17 protein-coding genes are annotated in these 13,143 nt (G+C 36.8%); 10 read left to right on the top strand and 7 right to left on the bottom strand.

Going from position 1 to position 13,143, the window contains the following annotated elements; all coding sequences use genetic code 11:
• Window positions 1-63: 63 nt before the first annotated feature.
• From VB694_RS14605 to VB694_RS14595, 3 genes are all read right to left on the bottom strand, one after another.
• Window positions 64-1,677, bottom strand: a complete 1,614-nt coding sequence (locus VB694_RS14605; protein ID WP_323361047.1) for a tetratricopeptide repeat protein — start codon at window positions 1,675-1,677, stop codon at window positions 64-66.
• 110 nt (window positions 1,678-1,787) lie between these two features.
• A complete protein-coding gene (locus VB694_RS14600) occupies window positions 1,788-2,030 on the bottom strand; it encodes a hypothetical protein (RefSeq protein ID WP_323361046.1) in 243 nt (80 codons plus the stop codon).
• Between the two features lie 70 nt (window positions 2,031-2,100).
• Entirely contained in the window at window positions 2,101-2,271 is a 171-nt protein-coding gene (locus VB694_RS14595; RefSeq protein ID WP_323361045.1) for a hypothetical protein, read from the bottom strand.
• Window positions 2,272-2,517: 246 nt separating this feature from the next.
• On the opposite strand from VB694_RS14595, the gene VB694_RS14590 reads away from it, so the two are divergent.
• Window positions 2,518-3,861 carry an NB-ARC domain-containing protein gene (locus VB694_RS14590; protein ID WP_323361044.1) on the top strand — a complete coding sequence of 448 codons (1,344 nt, stop codon included), beginning with the start codon at window positions 2,518-2,520 and terminating at the stop codon, window positions 3,859-3,861.
• Window positions 3,862-3,958: 97 nt separating this feature from the next.
• Here VB694_RS14590 and petA read toward each other — a convergent pair whose 3' ends face one another.
• Both petA and petC read right to left on the bottom strand, forming a co-directional pair.
• Window positions 3,959-4,960, bottom strand: a complete 1,002-nt coding sequence (gene petA / locus VB694_RS14585) for a cytochrome f (RefSeq protein WP_323361043.1) — start codon at window positions 4,958-4,960, stop codon at window positions 3,959-3,961.
• A gap of 102 nt (window positions 4,961-5,062) precedes the next feature.
• Entirely contained in the window at window positions 5,063-5,602 is a 540-nt protein-coding gene (gene petC / locus VB694_RS14580) for a cytochrome b6-f complex iron-sulfur subunit (protein ID WP_323361042.1), read from the bottom strand.
• Between the two features lie 341 nt (window positions 5,603-5,943).
• Here petC and VB694_RS14575 point away from each other — a divergent pair, with 341 nt between their 5' ends.
• The 9 genes from VB694_RS14575 to arfB all read left to right on the top strand — a co-directional run bounded on the left by VB694_RS14575 (window position 5,944) and on the right by arfB (window position 11,166).
• Window positions 5,944-6,252, top strand: a complete 309-nt coding sequence (locus tag VB694_RS14575; RefSeq protein ID WP_323361122.1) for a DUF3067 family protein — start codon at window positions 5,944-5,946, stop codon at window positions 6,250-6,252.
• Window positions 6,253-6,323: 71 nt separating this feature from the next.
• A complete protein-coding gene (locus tag VB694_RS14570; RefSeq protein ID WP_323361041.1) occupies window positions 6,324-7,364 on the top strand; it encodes a M28 family peptidase in 1,041 nt (346 codons plus the stop codon).
• Window positions 7,365-7,461: 97 nt separating this feature from the next.
• Window positions 7,462-7,989: an opioid growth factor receptor-related protein gene (locus tag VB694_RS14565; RefSeq protein ID WP_323361040.1), complete on the top strand. Its 528-nt coding sequence runs from the start codon at window positions 7,462-7,464 to the stop codon at window positions 7,987-7,989.
• A gap of 112 nt (window positions 7,990-8,101) precedes the next feature.
• Window positions 8,102-8,551, top strand: a complete 450-nt coding sequence (locus VB694_RS14560; RefSeq protein ID WP_323361039.1) for a type II toxin-antitoxin system VapC family toxin — start codon at window positions 8,102-8,104, stop codon at window positions 8,549-8,551.
• Window positions 8,552-8,679: 128 nt separating this feature from the next.
• The gene (locus tag VB694_RS14555) at window positions 8,680-9,099 is read left to right on the top strand and encodes a hypothetical protein (RefSeq protein WP_323361038.1); all 420 of its coding nucleotides are present in this window, start codon (window positions 8,680-8,682) and stop codon (window positions 9,097-9,099) included.
• 428 nt (window positions 9,100-9,527) lie between these two features.
• Window positions 9,528-9,740: a DUF2997 domain-containing protein gene (locus tag VB694_RS14550; protein ID WP_323361037.1), complete on the top strand. Its 213-nt coding sequence runs from the start codon at window positions 9,528-9,530 to the stop codon at window positions 9,738-9,740.
• Between the two features lie 39 nt (window positions 9,741-9,779).
• Window positions 9,780-10,166, top strand: coding sequence for a DUF1257 domain-containing protein (locus VB694_RS14545; RefSeq protein ID WP_323361036.1), 387 nt, complete (start codon window positions 9,780-9,782; stop codon window positions 10,164-10,166).
• A complete protein-coding gene (locus VB694_RS14540; protein ID WP_323361035.1) occupies window positions 10,166-10,633 on the top strand; it encodes a ferredoxin in 468 nt (155 codons plus the stop codon). Before VB694_RS14545 ends, VB694_RS14540 begins: the two co-directional genes overlap by 1 nt.
• Window positions 10,634-10,752: 119 nt before the next feature.
• Window positions 10,753-11,166, top strand: a complete 414-nt coding sequence (gene arfB / locus VB694_RS14535; protein ID WP_323361034.1) for an alternative ribosome rescue aminoacyl-tRNA hydrolase ArfB — start codon at window positions 10,753-10,755, stop codon at window positions 11,164-11,166.
• Window positions 11,167-11,343: 177 nt separating this feature from the next.
• Here the strand turns inward: arfB and VB694_RS14530 are convergent, their stop codons facing one another.
• The gene (locus tag VB694_RS14530) at window positions 11,344-11,979 is read right to left on the bottom strand and encodes an HAD-IA family hydrolase (RefSeq protein ID WP_323361033.1); all 636 of its coding nucleotides are present in this window, start codon (window positions 11,977-11,979) and stop codon (window positions 11,344-11,346) included.
• Window positions 11,954-12,925 carry a tRNA epoxyqueuosine(34) reductase QueG gene (queG, locus tag VB694_RS14525; RefSeq protein ID WP_323361032.1) on the bottom strand — a complete coding sequence of 324 codons (972 nt, stop codon included), beginning with the start codon at window positions 12,923-12,925 and terminating at the stop codon, window positions 11,954-11,956. Before queG ends, VB694_RS14530 begins: the two co-directional genes overlap by 26 nt.
• Between the last annotated feature and the right edge of the window lie 218 nt (window positions 12,926-13,143).

Raw genomic sequence — 13,143 nt, 5'->3', positions numbered from 1 at the left:
TATGAAGATTGGGAATAGATAAGTTAATGTTGGGTTTCGTCCCTCAACCCAACCTACCAATTATTATAATTGCCAAACCCACCATGCTGCCCCAAAACAAATTAATGCTATCAAATATTGCCCACCTAGTACGAGAACAGCACCAAAAGCAGCAATTCCTAAAACTAGGTTACGTTTTGATTTTTGCTCCTCCTGTTTTTTTCGCTTAATCTTGTTTAGTTCATAATTATTTCTCTCTTCTAACTTCTTTTGATGATACGCAATATTAACTAATTTTGGTTGATCTTGACTTTTTTCTGCAAATTTATTAGCTTCTGTAAAAAAATTACGCGATTCCTCCATTTTTTCCTGATTAGACACTGGGTAAACAGCATCTAGTCCTGATTTAATGGCTTTTATGTGATAATATGAAGCAGAATAGCTATCTGTCATTTGATGAATTATAGAAAGTGCTTCAAATTCACTGTCAGCCTGTTTAATCAAGATGTCCATCTTATTCAAGGTATCTGTGAGAAATTCATCACTTTTTCTCATTTCAGAAGGTAGATCAGAATATTGCCATCTATCTTTTAATTCATCTACAATACCATTAAAAGCAGTAAAAAATCCCTCCTCATAGATTGCCATATCTTCCAGAATCTTCTGCTGTATAACCTCGGTATTTTTATTATTAGATTTCACCGGTTGAATTTGAGTTAACCTTTCCTGTATCAGTTTCTTTTGCTCAGAATTTATTGTCTCTAAATTTGTATCCAGCCATTGATAGGACTGTAGAGCAATATTAAGAACTTTTTTTGCATCCCATGTTTTGTAGAGACCAAACATCAATGCTCCACGTTTCCAATTAATGTCTGTCAACATACTGAAGTTGTTTAGCTTTTCAGCTATTTTTTCCGCATTATCAAAACTTTCTATTGACTGACTTAACATTTCTTGAGAGTCATCTGCTTTGTAAAAGCGAACTGCATTACAAGCACGCACTACTCCCTGAATATAATAATAAAGCATCAATTCAAGTGGCAAATTTTCTCTAGAAAAATCTTCTACTAATGATGTACTTTCTCTAGAAATCGCGTTCATCACTTTAACTGTATTAGCACTATCTTCATCCAAAGTTATTTGGTTTTGATCAAAGGGTGAAAAAGCTTCATCAATTTGTTTTTTTAATTCATATAGGTCGGATGAAAGGCGATCTCGAAGGCGATCTCTGTTAAGTCCATTCACTAAAATATCTCTCTTTTTTCGTGCTTCAGCATCATTGGGATCAAGTTTAAGAACTTGCTCAAAACAAGCTAAGGCTTCTGGTAAGAGGCTATACTCGTCTAAGGCTAGTAAAATAGTTGCTTTTGTTCGATAATGTCCTGCAAGATTGGGGTTAATTTGGATCGCACGATTAGAATCTGCAAGAGCATTTTCAAAATTCTTTGCCCGAAAATGAGCTAATGCTCGCAGCGAAAATGCGCCATCATCTTGAGGATCAATTTCAATAACCTTTGTAAAACTACTAATTGCTGCTTGATAGTTTCCCATATTAGCAAAGACGATTCCACAGCCATTTAAAGCCGGTATACATCGTGGATCAATATCTAAAATTTGCTGGTAGAGACGCAAAGCATTTTCATCATCATCTCTATTAAGGTATTTAAGGGCTTGATCTAGTAAATTTTCAATATTCATAATTTCCCCCTGAAAATTTTCAGGCTTACTCAATTATTATTAGAGATAAGCCTGTTTTGTTTATTTTGAAATGCTTAGTGGTTAGACTTGCCGTGTCTTCATTAAATCTTCTACAGTCTGAAACTCATATTTTTCTGAAGTTCACCATCATAAACTTCATGACTATCAACTACCACCTTACCCCAGGCTGGTAAATCTAATTTCCAAAACGAAACTTGACCATTTTGATCTGTTTTTTCTGAACCAAAAACACCACCAAAATCAAGTAGTCCAGAACCTTGTCGGCTGATGTAAACACTTGCTCCCCACATAGGTTGACCATCAGAACGACGTACTAGGCGAATTGTTACCATGTAGATTACACCTGAGTTACCAAAAATTGCAATTATCGTTTTTAAACCTTAACTGAAACTACTATCACGATCAAGAATTGCCATAATATCCCCTCATATCTTTCCACTGTTGTATAGCCCAATCACGAGAAAAACGAGATTTGTCCCAAGTGATTGTCTGCTTTCCACAAGATATACATTTTTCACCTTTGGTTGTTTCTTGCTCTCTTGGGCAATGTCCGCAAAAATATACTTCACTCATAGTTAATCTCCTAAGTTTTATAAAATGTGTAATGCTTTTGGCAAGGTTGACCAATGTCATTAGTCAAACTTACAAATTGATAATAAATCACCAAAATTCAAGACTTCTACCCAAAAAAACCTGTTTTTATCGCATTTATATAACAAAATATAAACTCAGTAACCCAAAAAACACTGAAAAAATATGATTGTTAGGGCTGAAACTAAGTTATAATTGTTGCTGTAATACTTATACAGTCTACAATATATGAATATTACAGAGTTGTTACAATTTGTGGATCAAGTAGTGCAGAAACATACAGGAGAACATCTAGACGATTTAGAAAAATCTGTTTTGAAAGGACTTTGGCAAGGTCAAACTTACAATCAAATAGCAGACAAATCGGGATATAATAGTCAAAACTATATTGGAGATGTTAGTCGTAAATTATTTAAAATTTTATCAGAACAGTTAGGTGAAGATATTAATAAATCTAATTTTTGTTGGACTATAGAAAGAGTTATAAATTCTCAATTTGTTGGTTTAGTAAATACTGAAATTAACTGGTGTGATAGTCATCCTAATCCTAATATAAATCAATCTCATGAAGAAAAATTAAACAACAAAATACCTTATCATGATTTAACCCTATCCCCAAAAATCACCCACTTTTACGGAAGAGAAACCGAACTGCAAACATTATCCGATTGGTTAATCAATCAAAATAACCGCCTCATCTCAATTCTAGGATTACCTGGAATTGGTAAAACAACTCTCGTTAAACATTTCATTGATCTAAATTTACAAAAATTCGATTTAGTCATCTGGAAAAGTATTAAACTCTCTCATTCCTTAGATAACATCCTCACAGAAATATTAACATTTACCAAATCTAATCATACTGAAAATAACAATAAATTAACTCAACTTTTAAATCTCCTCAATCAAAAAAGATGTTTAATCATTCTTGATGATATCCAAGAAATATTTATTCCAGGACAATTTGCAGGACAATATAAACCTGAATATAAAGACTACAAAACCTTTTTCACCAAAATTGCAGAAATCGAACATCAAAGTAGTTTAATCTTAATCAGTCAGGAACAATGCCAAGAAATGGTCTGCTTAGATGACGAATTATATCCTGTTAAATGTTTAGAATTATCCGGTTTAAGTAATATTGATATTTTCCAAAAACTAAAACTAAAAGATGAGCAAAGCTGGTCAAAGTTGATAGATTTGTATGGAGGAAATCCCGTTTATTTAAAAGATATTAGCAATGTCATCAAAAATATCTTTCAAGGTAGTGTAGCTGATTTTATAAATGAAGGTTTCCTGTTAACAGAAGACATGAAATCTCAACTTGATGAATTATTGAACAGACTATCACCAATAGAACAACAAATTATTTCTGCCATGAGTAAATTTTCTCAACCTGTGACTAGAGAACAATTAAGAGAAAACTTGACTTTATCATCTACCGAATTAATTAACGGTTTACAATCCTTAAATAGACGTTATTTAGTGACAACTATAGAAACAGAAAAAACCCTATTTAACATATCTACTATTTTCCAGGAATATGTAAAAATTACAGAAGCCGATAGATAATGACAAATCATATTATCTGCGTTCAAAATCAGACAGAGCAGAATAAAAAAAAGACAGGTAAAATACCTGTCCCAGAAATAATGATTTAGCAGAGAATTTAGAAATTCATCTCAGCAGCTTGGACTTTTTCCACCTGCTTCTTCTTCAGAACCAACATAATTTGTGCCAACATTACTAAACAGATGAAAGCAACCATCCATGCGACTCTAGAACTATCTTGTAAGACGATTTCTACATCTTTTTGACCGAAACCACCAACGTTAGGGTTCACGGTAAGAGCATCACCAGATGCAACTGTTTGTCCTTCAGAGACAATGAATTCTGGACCTGCGGGAACGGTATCGTTAACAACTTCGCCAGATGCGGTTGTGATGCTAACTACATACTTAACATTACCGTCTTCATCTTCTGTTTTGGCAATCTTGCTGATTGTACCAGCAGCAGAAGCAGTGTAAAGGTTGTTATTGCTCTTTTCACCTGTGGGGTAAAGTTGTCCACGTCCTCTGTTACCGCCAACATGAACGGAATATTTGCCAAAGTTGATATTTTTGTCGGTAGCGGGGTTAGGTGAAAGCACAGGGAAGATGATTTCCTGATATTCTTCGCCTGGTAAGGGTCCAACGATGACGATATTTTCTTTGTCTTCGCTGTAGCTTTGGAAGGGAATATCGCCGATTTCTTCCTTCATTTCTTCAGGAATGCGGTCTTCTGGCGCAATCTTGAAGCCTTCGGGTAACATCAATACAGCACCGACATTTAAACCGACTTTAGAACCATCAGCACCTACTTGTTGTACGCTGGTATCGTAGGGTATTTTGACGATCGCTTTAAATACGGTGTCAGGTAATACTGATTGAGGTACTTCTACTTCTGTATTTTTTGCCGCTAGGTGGCAGTTAGCGCAAACGATCCGTCCTGTCGGTTCGCGGGGGGTTTCAGGATAGGCAGCTTGCGCCCAGAAAGGGTAAGCAGCAGCAGTTTGGGGTCGAGCAAAATCGCTGGTGAAGAAAAATGTCACAGTGGCGATCGCTACAAGCAATGTATTTAACATTACTTTAGCAGCGCGAGTTAACCTCGCAGGTGTACGGGCGTTTCTCATCTCTATAAAGTCATTTGTCAGTGGTCAGTTGTCATTTGTCAGTGGTCAAGAGTCCAGAGTCCAGAGTTGACTTGAGACTAATAACTCATTACTCAGCACTTTTTAAGACCACCAGGGTGCTTCATCGGTGCGGAAGTCTGTTTCTGTCCAAGGGGTCAAAACGATTTTGTCGTTATCTGTTTTGGCGTGAGCTAAAGCTAAGGACTTGGGTGCAGGTCCGCGGACAACTTTACCAGTAGCATCGTACTGGGAACCGTGACAAGGGCATTTAAACTTGTTCTCTGCTACGTTCCAGGGAACAACACAACCTAAGTGGGTGCAAATAGCGTTAATGCCATAATCCGCGATCGCTTCTTTGCTTTCCACCACAATATAGGTAGGATCTCCCTTGAGTCCTTGTACTAGGGTGCGATCGCCTACATTATGGCTTTCTAGAAACTTACCAAGGCTAACATCGTTACCCAGTTCGTCTTTTGCAGTTACACCACCACCAGCACCACCGGCAGCAGGAGGGATAAAGTAGTTGACAACAGGGTACAATGCACCTAGAGCCACTCCAGTAACAGTCCCAAAAGTCAGCAGGTTCATGAACTGACGACGACCCATATCGGGTACGTCCATTGATTCAGAAAATTGAGCCATAGTCTACGCGCTCTTTGTGTAATTTGTTAAGCATTTTGACAAGAGTGGTAGCAACTAGCCTCACACTTTGTCTGAGTCGAAATGCTAACGCCCCCAGTGATGCCATACTTCTTTGTTGCAAGACTTATCTAGCATCATTGTCTGTTAGCATTACATTTCTTTATATCCTTATCATACTGGAGTTACGGAACTTAATATCATAACTAAATGTAAAATCTAATTGAGAAAAGCCATGATCCCATGAAGCTTAGGCTCTCATTTTTTTTGCCAAGGTTGAGAAAGTATTATCTTTGCGAATAATGGCTGAAACCAGATTAAAAATCCAAAATTTTGAATTAATTATGACAGGAAAGGAATTACGTCAACTATTGATTGATAAATGGGGATACTCTTACGATGTCCAGTTCCGCAGGACGCAAGGAAAAGTATTTCTGCAAGTCATGTGGAAATATGTTGAACAAGCTTCATTCCCTTTAAGCGAACCAGAATACCAAGCGCATCTGGATAGTATCGCTAATTATCTAAACGCCTTAGAAGGAACGAGTCAAGTACAAACTTTTATTTTACAAACCAAAGAGCGCCCCCGCTTGGGTAAAGCTGTTAGTATCCCTCTAGATTTGGGCGATCGCACATCAGAATGGATAGTGTAGTAGGTGACAGGTGACAGATAAATATTTGTGTGGATATATCAAATTTAAGCAGAGAAGAAACAAAGAAGATCATGTGTAAATCTTCCCGCAACAACAGATTTAAGCTCAAAATCATTAATAAATCCGCCCTAATTCGCCTGGGTGTAATTATCACTGCTTTCCTAATTATAAGTATTTGGGGCTACTGGACAATGTTTTGGATGCCCAAACAAAGCTATCAAGGACAACTTCCACCCCTAAAACCAGAAGAAATCATACTTCATAAATCACTACAGGAAGACTTACAAAAACTAGCAGTTGAAATTGGTAGTCGTAACAATAATCAATATTCAAAACTCAATCAAGCAAAAGACTTTTTCATCAACTCTTTAAGTCAAGCAGGTTACAAAATCAACCAACAAGAATATAAAATAGACAACAAATCATACTACAACATAGAAGCAGAAAAAAAAGGAACTACCAAACCAGAAGAAATAATTATTATTGGCGGACATTACGATTCAGCCTTTACCAGTCCAGGAGCAAACGATAACGGTACAGGAGCAGCAGCAACCCTAGAACTAGCTAAAATCTTCGCCAACAAAAACACAAACCGTACCATCAAATTTGTAGAATTTACCAACGAAGAACCGCCTTTTTTCTGGACAGAAAACATGGGCAGTTTAGTATATGCCAAAAACTTAAAGCAGCAAAATCAAAAAATAGTCGCCATGTTGAGTTTAGAAACAATGGGATATTTTTCTGATCAACCAGGGAGTCAAGAATATCCCTATCCCATAAATTTAATCTATCCTAACAAGGGTAACTTTATCAGCTTTATTGGTAATATGAAATCTAGCCAATTAGTTAAAAAATCAATAGGTTCTTTTCGTAATCATGTAAAATTTCCATCTCAAGGTACAGCACTACCCAGTTTTATTCCCGGTGTTGGTTGGTCAGATCAATGGTCTTTTTGGCAGCAAGGTTATCCAGGAATTATGGTGACAGATACAGCACCTTATCGTTATCAATATTATCACACTATAGATGATACAATAAATAAAATTGACTTTGATAAATTTACCAGAGTTGTTAATGGTTTGGTAAACGTAATTTCTGATTTGGCAACATAATTTAATATATTAAAACTTCCTGTCTTAATATTGATTATCATAGTTTTAAAGCTTGTATTAAAATCATTGATTTTTAGGAGAATGAGGTTAATATTTTATGATTCAAGATTCTGTAATTGTTCAATTTTATTCTGGCAAAGCTGCTGATGTTCGCGGTAGAATGCTACAAGATATATGGAATCAAAATCATGAATGGTTAGAAAAAACCCATGATTATATTCAATGGTTATTTCCCCTCACAGAAAGAAGTCGGTTTAATCCTCATGCACCAATTTTAACAGATGACGATATTCAAAATTTTCAAAATAGAGAAGATTTGAGAAATAATTTACTGACATCTTTAAAATTGATGTTGGTTTTTTATGGTTTATCATGTCAAGAAAGCCAAGATGGGAAAATAAGAATTAAAATTGATCAATCATTTGCAGACAGGAAAAAATTTTGGGTACATTGGGGAAATCATAATCATTTAAGAATTACTAGGATTTTGAAATGTTTGTGTTTATTAGGTTTGGAAATATATGCTCAGGCTTTTTTTCAGTGTTTAGAAGAAATATATCATTTAGAAAAAGGTGAAATTACAAAACTTACCTTGTCTCATTGGCAAAATGCAATCATAGGTTAAGAATATTTGTAGGTGGGAATTACTGCAATTTTTTAAACTAATCGACATATCTATATATCTATTATTTTTGAAGTAAAATTAAGTAAACACAATTCTAACAAGAGATTTTCCAGTGGAAACGTCTAAACATCATCTGCCTCTTGTTTTTTTAGATACAAATGTTATCGCTGCTTACTTGCGTGGAGAGTCACCTAGTTCTGAACTCTTCTCTCCAGCAGTGATGAAACAAGTGCGGTTAGCAATTAATCCAGTAGTATTACAGGAGCTTTTTTTCTTAGCAGAGTCTAGTAAAAACCCAGAAATTCTGGATGAAATTCAAGAAGAAGTTAATGTTATACCTGTAAATTTACAGAAAGCTGAAGAATATCTCAAGTATGCGGCAAACCTTCGTAACCGTATAGCCCATTCTAATGATGTTTTAATTCTTAGCAGTGCTGCTGAATGTGACTATTTAGTTACTTATGATAAAGCATTAAGTAAAGCATTAGGTTCTTTATCAACGAGTAAGCCTCAAGTAGTTACACCTGAACAATTATTATCTGAATTGGGAACTAAGGTGTGAAGGTTTATATTGATACGGGTGTTTTTATTGACTATCTCAGTCCGCAAGCTATAGCTGGATAAACTCTCAGAACTACAGAACGTCGTGGCCGTGATCCAAAAAAATTATTTGAAGATGCAGAAGAGGTTTTGAAATTAGTTGCTGCAAAACACATAAGTGCTACATCAAGTCTTACCTATTATGAGGTGGAAGAAGCTTTATTTAAGCAACTGACATCTGTTGCTAAGGGCATGACTAATGCTAGTACATTGAGAGTTCTTGCAGCCCGTTCTATTGTACCCCAAACAGTAACTGCGGTTAGGTTTTTTGGAATTAGTGTACTGGATTTAACGGCTGGAATTGTGGAAGCACAGTTAAACAATATGGAACTTTATATTAGGGGAATACGTGCAGCTGATGCACTTCATGTTGCTAGTGCAATTCAATTTGATGCAGAAGTTGTCATTTCTGTAGATGAGGATGTGCTGAAATTAGATGGTGTGATAGTTAACAGCAGTGGTATTCCAATAAAATTCTGTGATACTGATTTAGCATTGAATGTATTGTAAAATACATACTATTTTAGAGATAGCTAGAAAACAAGTAAGCAATATCGCCTTACATTAACCGACAATCGCTGCGAAGAGGCTAAAATCAATGATAATAATAAGAATTTCCAATAAGCTTTAGTATTTTTTCATATTTACCTCGTTCCTGTCCTTAGTCTAAAAGCTTGATTTTTAAGGCTTTTGAACTGTAAATGTACCTAAAAAACTTCAGCTTGACTAATTGATCAGGTTAAGAGAAACTAAATGATAGTAGATGTAACTGCTAAGAGAAATAATAATTTTTGTAAAGTTTTTGAGATATATATTTTGAAACTGGAACATTATTGAACAAATAACAACTTTGTCTGTGAGTTCCTTCGGCAATTATAAAGATTAACTCCGCTCAAGCAGTTAGTTCAAGGGTACTATCGAGGTTGGCGTTCATAAATATGGAAACATTAGAATTCATAATTTATCCAGACGGTCGAGTACAAGAGAAAGTCACTGGTATTGTCGGGGCTTCTTGTGCGGAAGTGACAGCAGCGATAGAAGCTCAACTGGGACAAGTGTTGAGTCAAGAATCAACCTCAGAATTTTTCGCCACCAACAATATCCAGGAATCTGGTGTAGTGAATACCCAAACCGCTTTTAGCGAATGGTAAGTTTTCCAACTCGTTTATTCTCATTGATTACAAACCGCCATGTCACACTTTAGCCAAATCAAAACTCAAATCCGTAACCTAGAATCCTTACAGGATGCGCTTTCTGACTTAGGGATAGATTGGAAACCAGGACCTCGTGAAGTACGTGGTTATCGTGGTCAAACCCATGCTGCTGAAGTTAGTATTGAGCAAGAAAATGGGTACGACATCGGTTTTAGATGGAATGGTCAGGAATACGAATTAGTGACTGATCTACAATATTGGCAACAAAATTTGTCTGTAGATGGATTTTTACGCCAAGTCACCCAGCGATATGCTTATCAAACAGTGATGAAAGAAACCACTAAAGTTGGTTTCCAAGTAGCTGAACAACAAAAAAATGAAGATGGTTCTATTCGCTTAGTATTACAACGCTGGAGTGCGTAATGTCCCAATTGCAGCCGTTACCAGAAGATTTAGATCATAATCTAGAAAATCATCCTTCCGGTTTAGAACCAGAATTAGGCGGTTTTTTGCGTGATGAACCAGAGCGTTCTGGTTTAGAACCGGAACTGGGCGGACTGCTGCGCCAGAAAGGCGTTTATGTGGATGAAATTACCTGTATAGGCTGTAAACATTGCGCCCATGTTGCCCGTAATACTTTTTATATTGAAGCAGATTATGGGCGATCGCGTGTAATTCGTCAAGATGGAGACGCTGAAGAGTTAATTCAAGAAGCTATAGATACCTGTCCTGTCGATTGTATTCACTGGGTTGATTACACCGAACTGAAAAATCTAGAAGAAGACCGCAGATATCAGGTAATTCCTGTCGTGGGTTATCCAGTAGACCATGCTGTAGCTACCACAGAAAAACGACGCAAAAAGCAAAAGTTAAAAAACAAACAATCATAAACTTACAGCAAATTGCAATCAACCTTGCCACAGATGGAAATCATAAAAACCAGTGATAGACTGCGTTATGCGATTTATTTTGTGGCGGGTTTGATCTCAAACTGCTGTAAAAAACCATCATGCTACAAATTACCAATAAAACCACCATCCCTATTAGCGAAATCAGTATTACTGCAATTCGTTCTCAAGGTGCAGGTGGACAAAACGTCAATAAAGTTGCTACAGCAATTCATCTGCGCTTTGACATCAACGCTTCATCCCTATCACCACTTTACAAAGAACGCTTGCTCAATTTGGGAGATCAGCGCATCACTAAAGATGGGATAATTATCATTAAAGCCCAGCAACATCGTACTCAAGAACAGAATAAAGAAGACGCGCTCGAACGTCTGCAAACCTTAATCAAAAGCGTCACCGTCATCTCCCCAAAACGCAAGCCCACAAAACCCACGCGCGGCGCTAAAAATAAACGCATTGACAGCAAAACCAAACGCGGCGAAATTAAAGCTCTACGAGGCAAAATTACAGAATGATTGAGTGCAAAAATGCTCAATTTTCATCAGGTTGGGCTTTTAACAACTGCAAGTATTCAGCTATAGAAATCCTTCATATCCACATCCCCGACTTCACCAGATCAATTTATCATTTATGGACACAATAAATAATAAATAAAAGAAGTCGGGGATCTTATCGCCTTACCTGAATTCTTACTAACAACTGTTAGCCACATCAAATAATTCACTGGGATGATGAATTAAAAAGTCAGGATTTTGTTTAGCTAGTGCTTCCGGGGAATTAAACCCCCAAGTTACCGCAATCACTTTAATATTAGCTTTTTTGGCAGCTTCTACATCTCTGGTTTCATCCCCTACATAAATGACTGTTTGCGGTTTGATTTGCCTCTGTCTTAATACATTATTAATTATCGTTGTTTTGCCAAAAATTGTTACTCCTGAGTGGATAAATTCAAAGAGATAATCTAAATCATGACACTTGAGAAATTCATTCACATTTTCTTGAGAATTAGAAGTAATAATTCCCAGTCTATATCCTTGATTGTGGAGTGCTATTAATGCCTCTGGAACACCAGATATAGGTTCTAATTCTTTGATTTTGGTTTTTAATTCACCTTTAACTTTTTTGACTAAAAAAGGTATTCTCAATAAAGATACACCTGAATATTTAATAATTTCCCTAGCAGTTAAATTGCGTAACAGAGTCAATTCATTAGCAGATATTTGTATATAACCAAACTCTACAGCTAAACGATTGGCAATACTGACAAGAGCATCTACTGTATCTGCAATTGTCCCATCAAAATCAAATATTATTACTTTCTGGGTCATTCTTTCGCCTAGATGCGTCAAGATTAGCTCGAGCGTTTCTTCGTAACATTTTTGGTTTAATGCGCCGCAAGGCTGATGCTGGAAATTTTCTATCCCACTCCTCATCTGTGATTTGCGCTAATTCTACCAGCTTAGGTGCTATATTCCCAGGATAAGGTTGAAAATCTGTCACATCAGTTATTTGAGCAAAACGCTGATTCCAAGGACATACATCTTGACAAATATCACAACCAGCCACCCATCCTTGTAAATTGGCTTTAATGGTTTCTGGTAATGTTTCTGCCCGATTTTCAATGGTATGATAAGCAATGCACCTGTTAGCATCTACCACAAACGGCTGGGTAATTGCCCCAGTAGGACAAGCTTGCATACATCTTGTACAAGTGCCACAATGTTCTGTAGCTTCGCTATCGCTCTCTAACTCTATATTAGTTAATATTTCTCCCAAAAATACCCAAGAACCATACTCCCTAGTAATTACATTCCCATTTTTAGCAATCCAACCAATACCAGCTTTTTGCGCCCAAACTTTATCTTGCACTGGTCCTGTATCTGCATAATATCGAGCTTGAATCCCTTCACCCCCAGATTCTAACCAGGTAGCCAGTTGCTTCAGCTTCTTGTGCAGTAGCTTATGATAGTCTCTTCCCCAGCCATAACGGGAAATTTTCGCGTATTCTTCCCCTTCAGGGCGTTGTTCTGGTGTGTAATAATTCAGCGCCACACAGACAAGCGATCGCACGTCCGGCATCAATAAACTCACATCTTGGCGTTTCGGATTAGCCATCCACTCCATATCAGCGTGATAACCCATCGCCATCCAGGCTTGCAACCGTTGAGTGTCTTTGGCTTCTATTCCTTCTACAGCAGCAATACCAACTTTGTGAAAACCCAACTCCCTGGCCTTCTCTTTTACCATACTGCTGGTTAATTGAGACTGATTCATTTTCTTGATGTGAAATTCTGCCAGTCAGTTGCTACGCCATTATACACCAAATCGTAAATATATCCATTGTATTCTCTGTGTCTGGAGTGGTTAGTTCCTTTCTAAATTTGGCGCATCTTTATACAGAATTGTTATAAGTAGGGGTTTAGCATTGCTAAACCCTTACCCACTTATCTAAACAACCAAACTGAAATCACTACTACTGAGGGTGATATCAA

The sequence above is a fragment of the Anabaena sp. UHCC 0451 genome, from assembly GCF_034931405.1.
In the GTDB taxonomy this organism is placed as follows: domain Bacteria; phylum Cyanobacteriota; class Cyanobacteriia; order Cyanobacteriales; family Nostocaceae; genus RDYJ01.
This window is presented reverse-complemented; position numbering and strand designations above follow the sequence as displayed.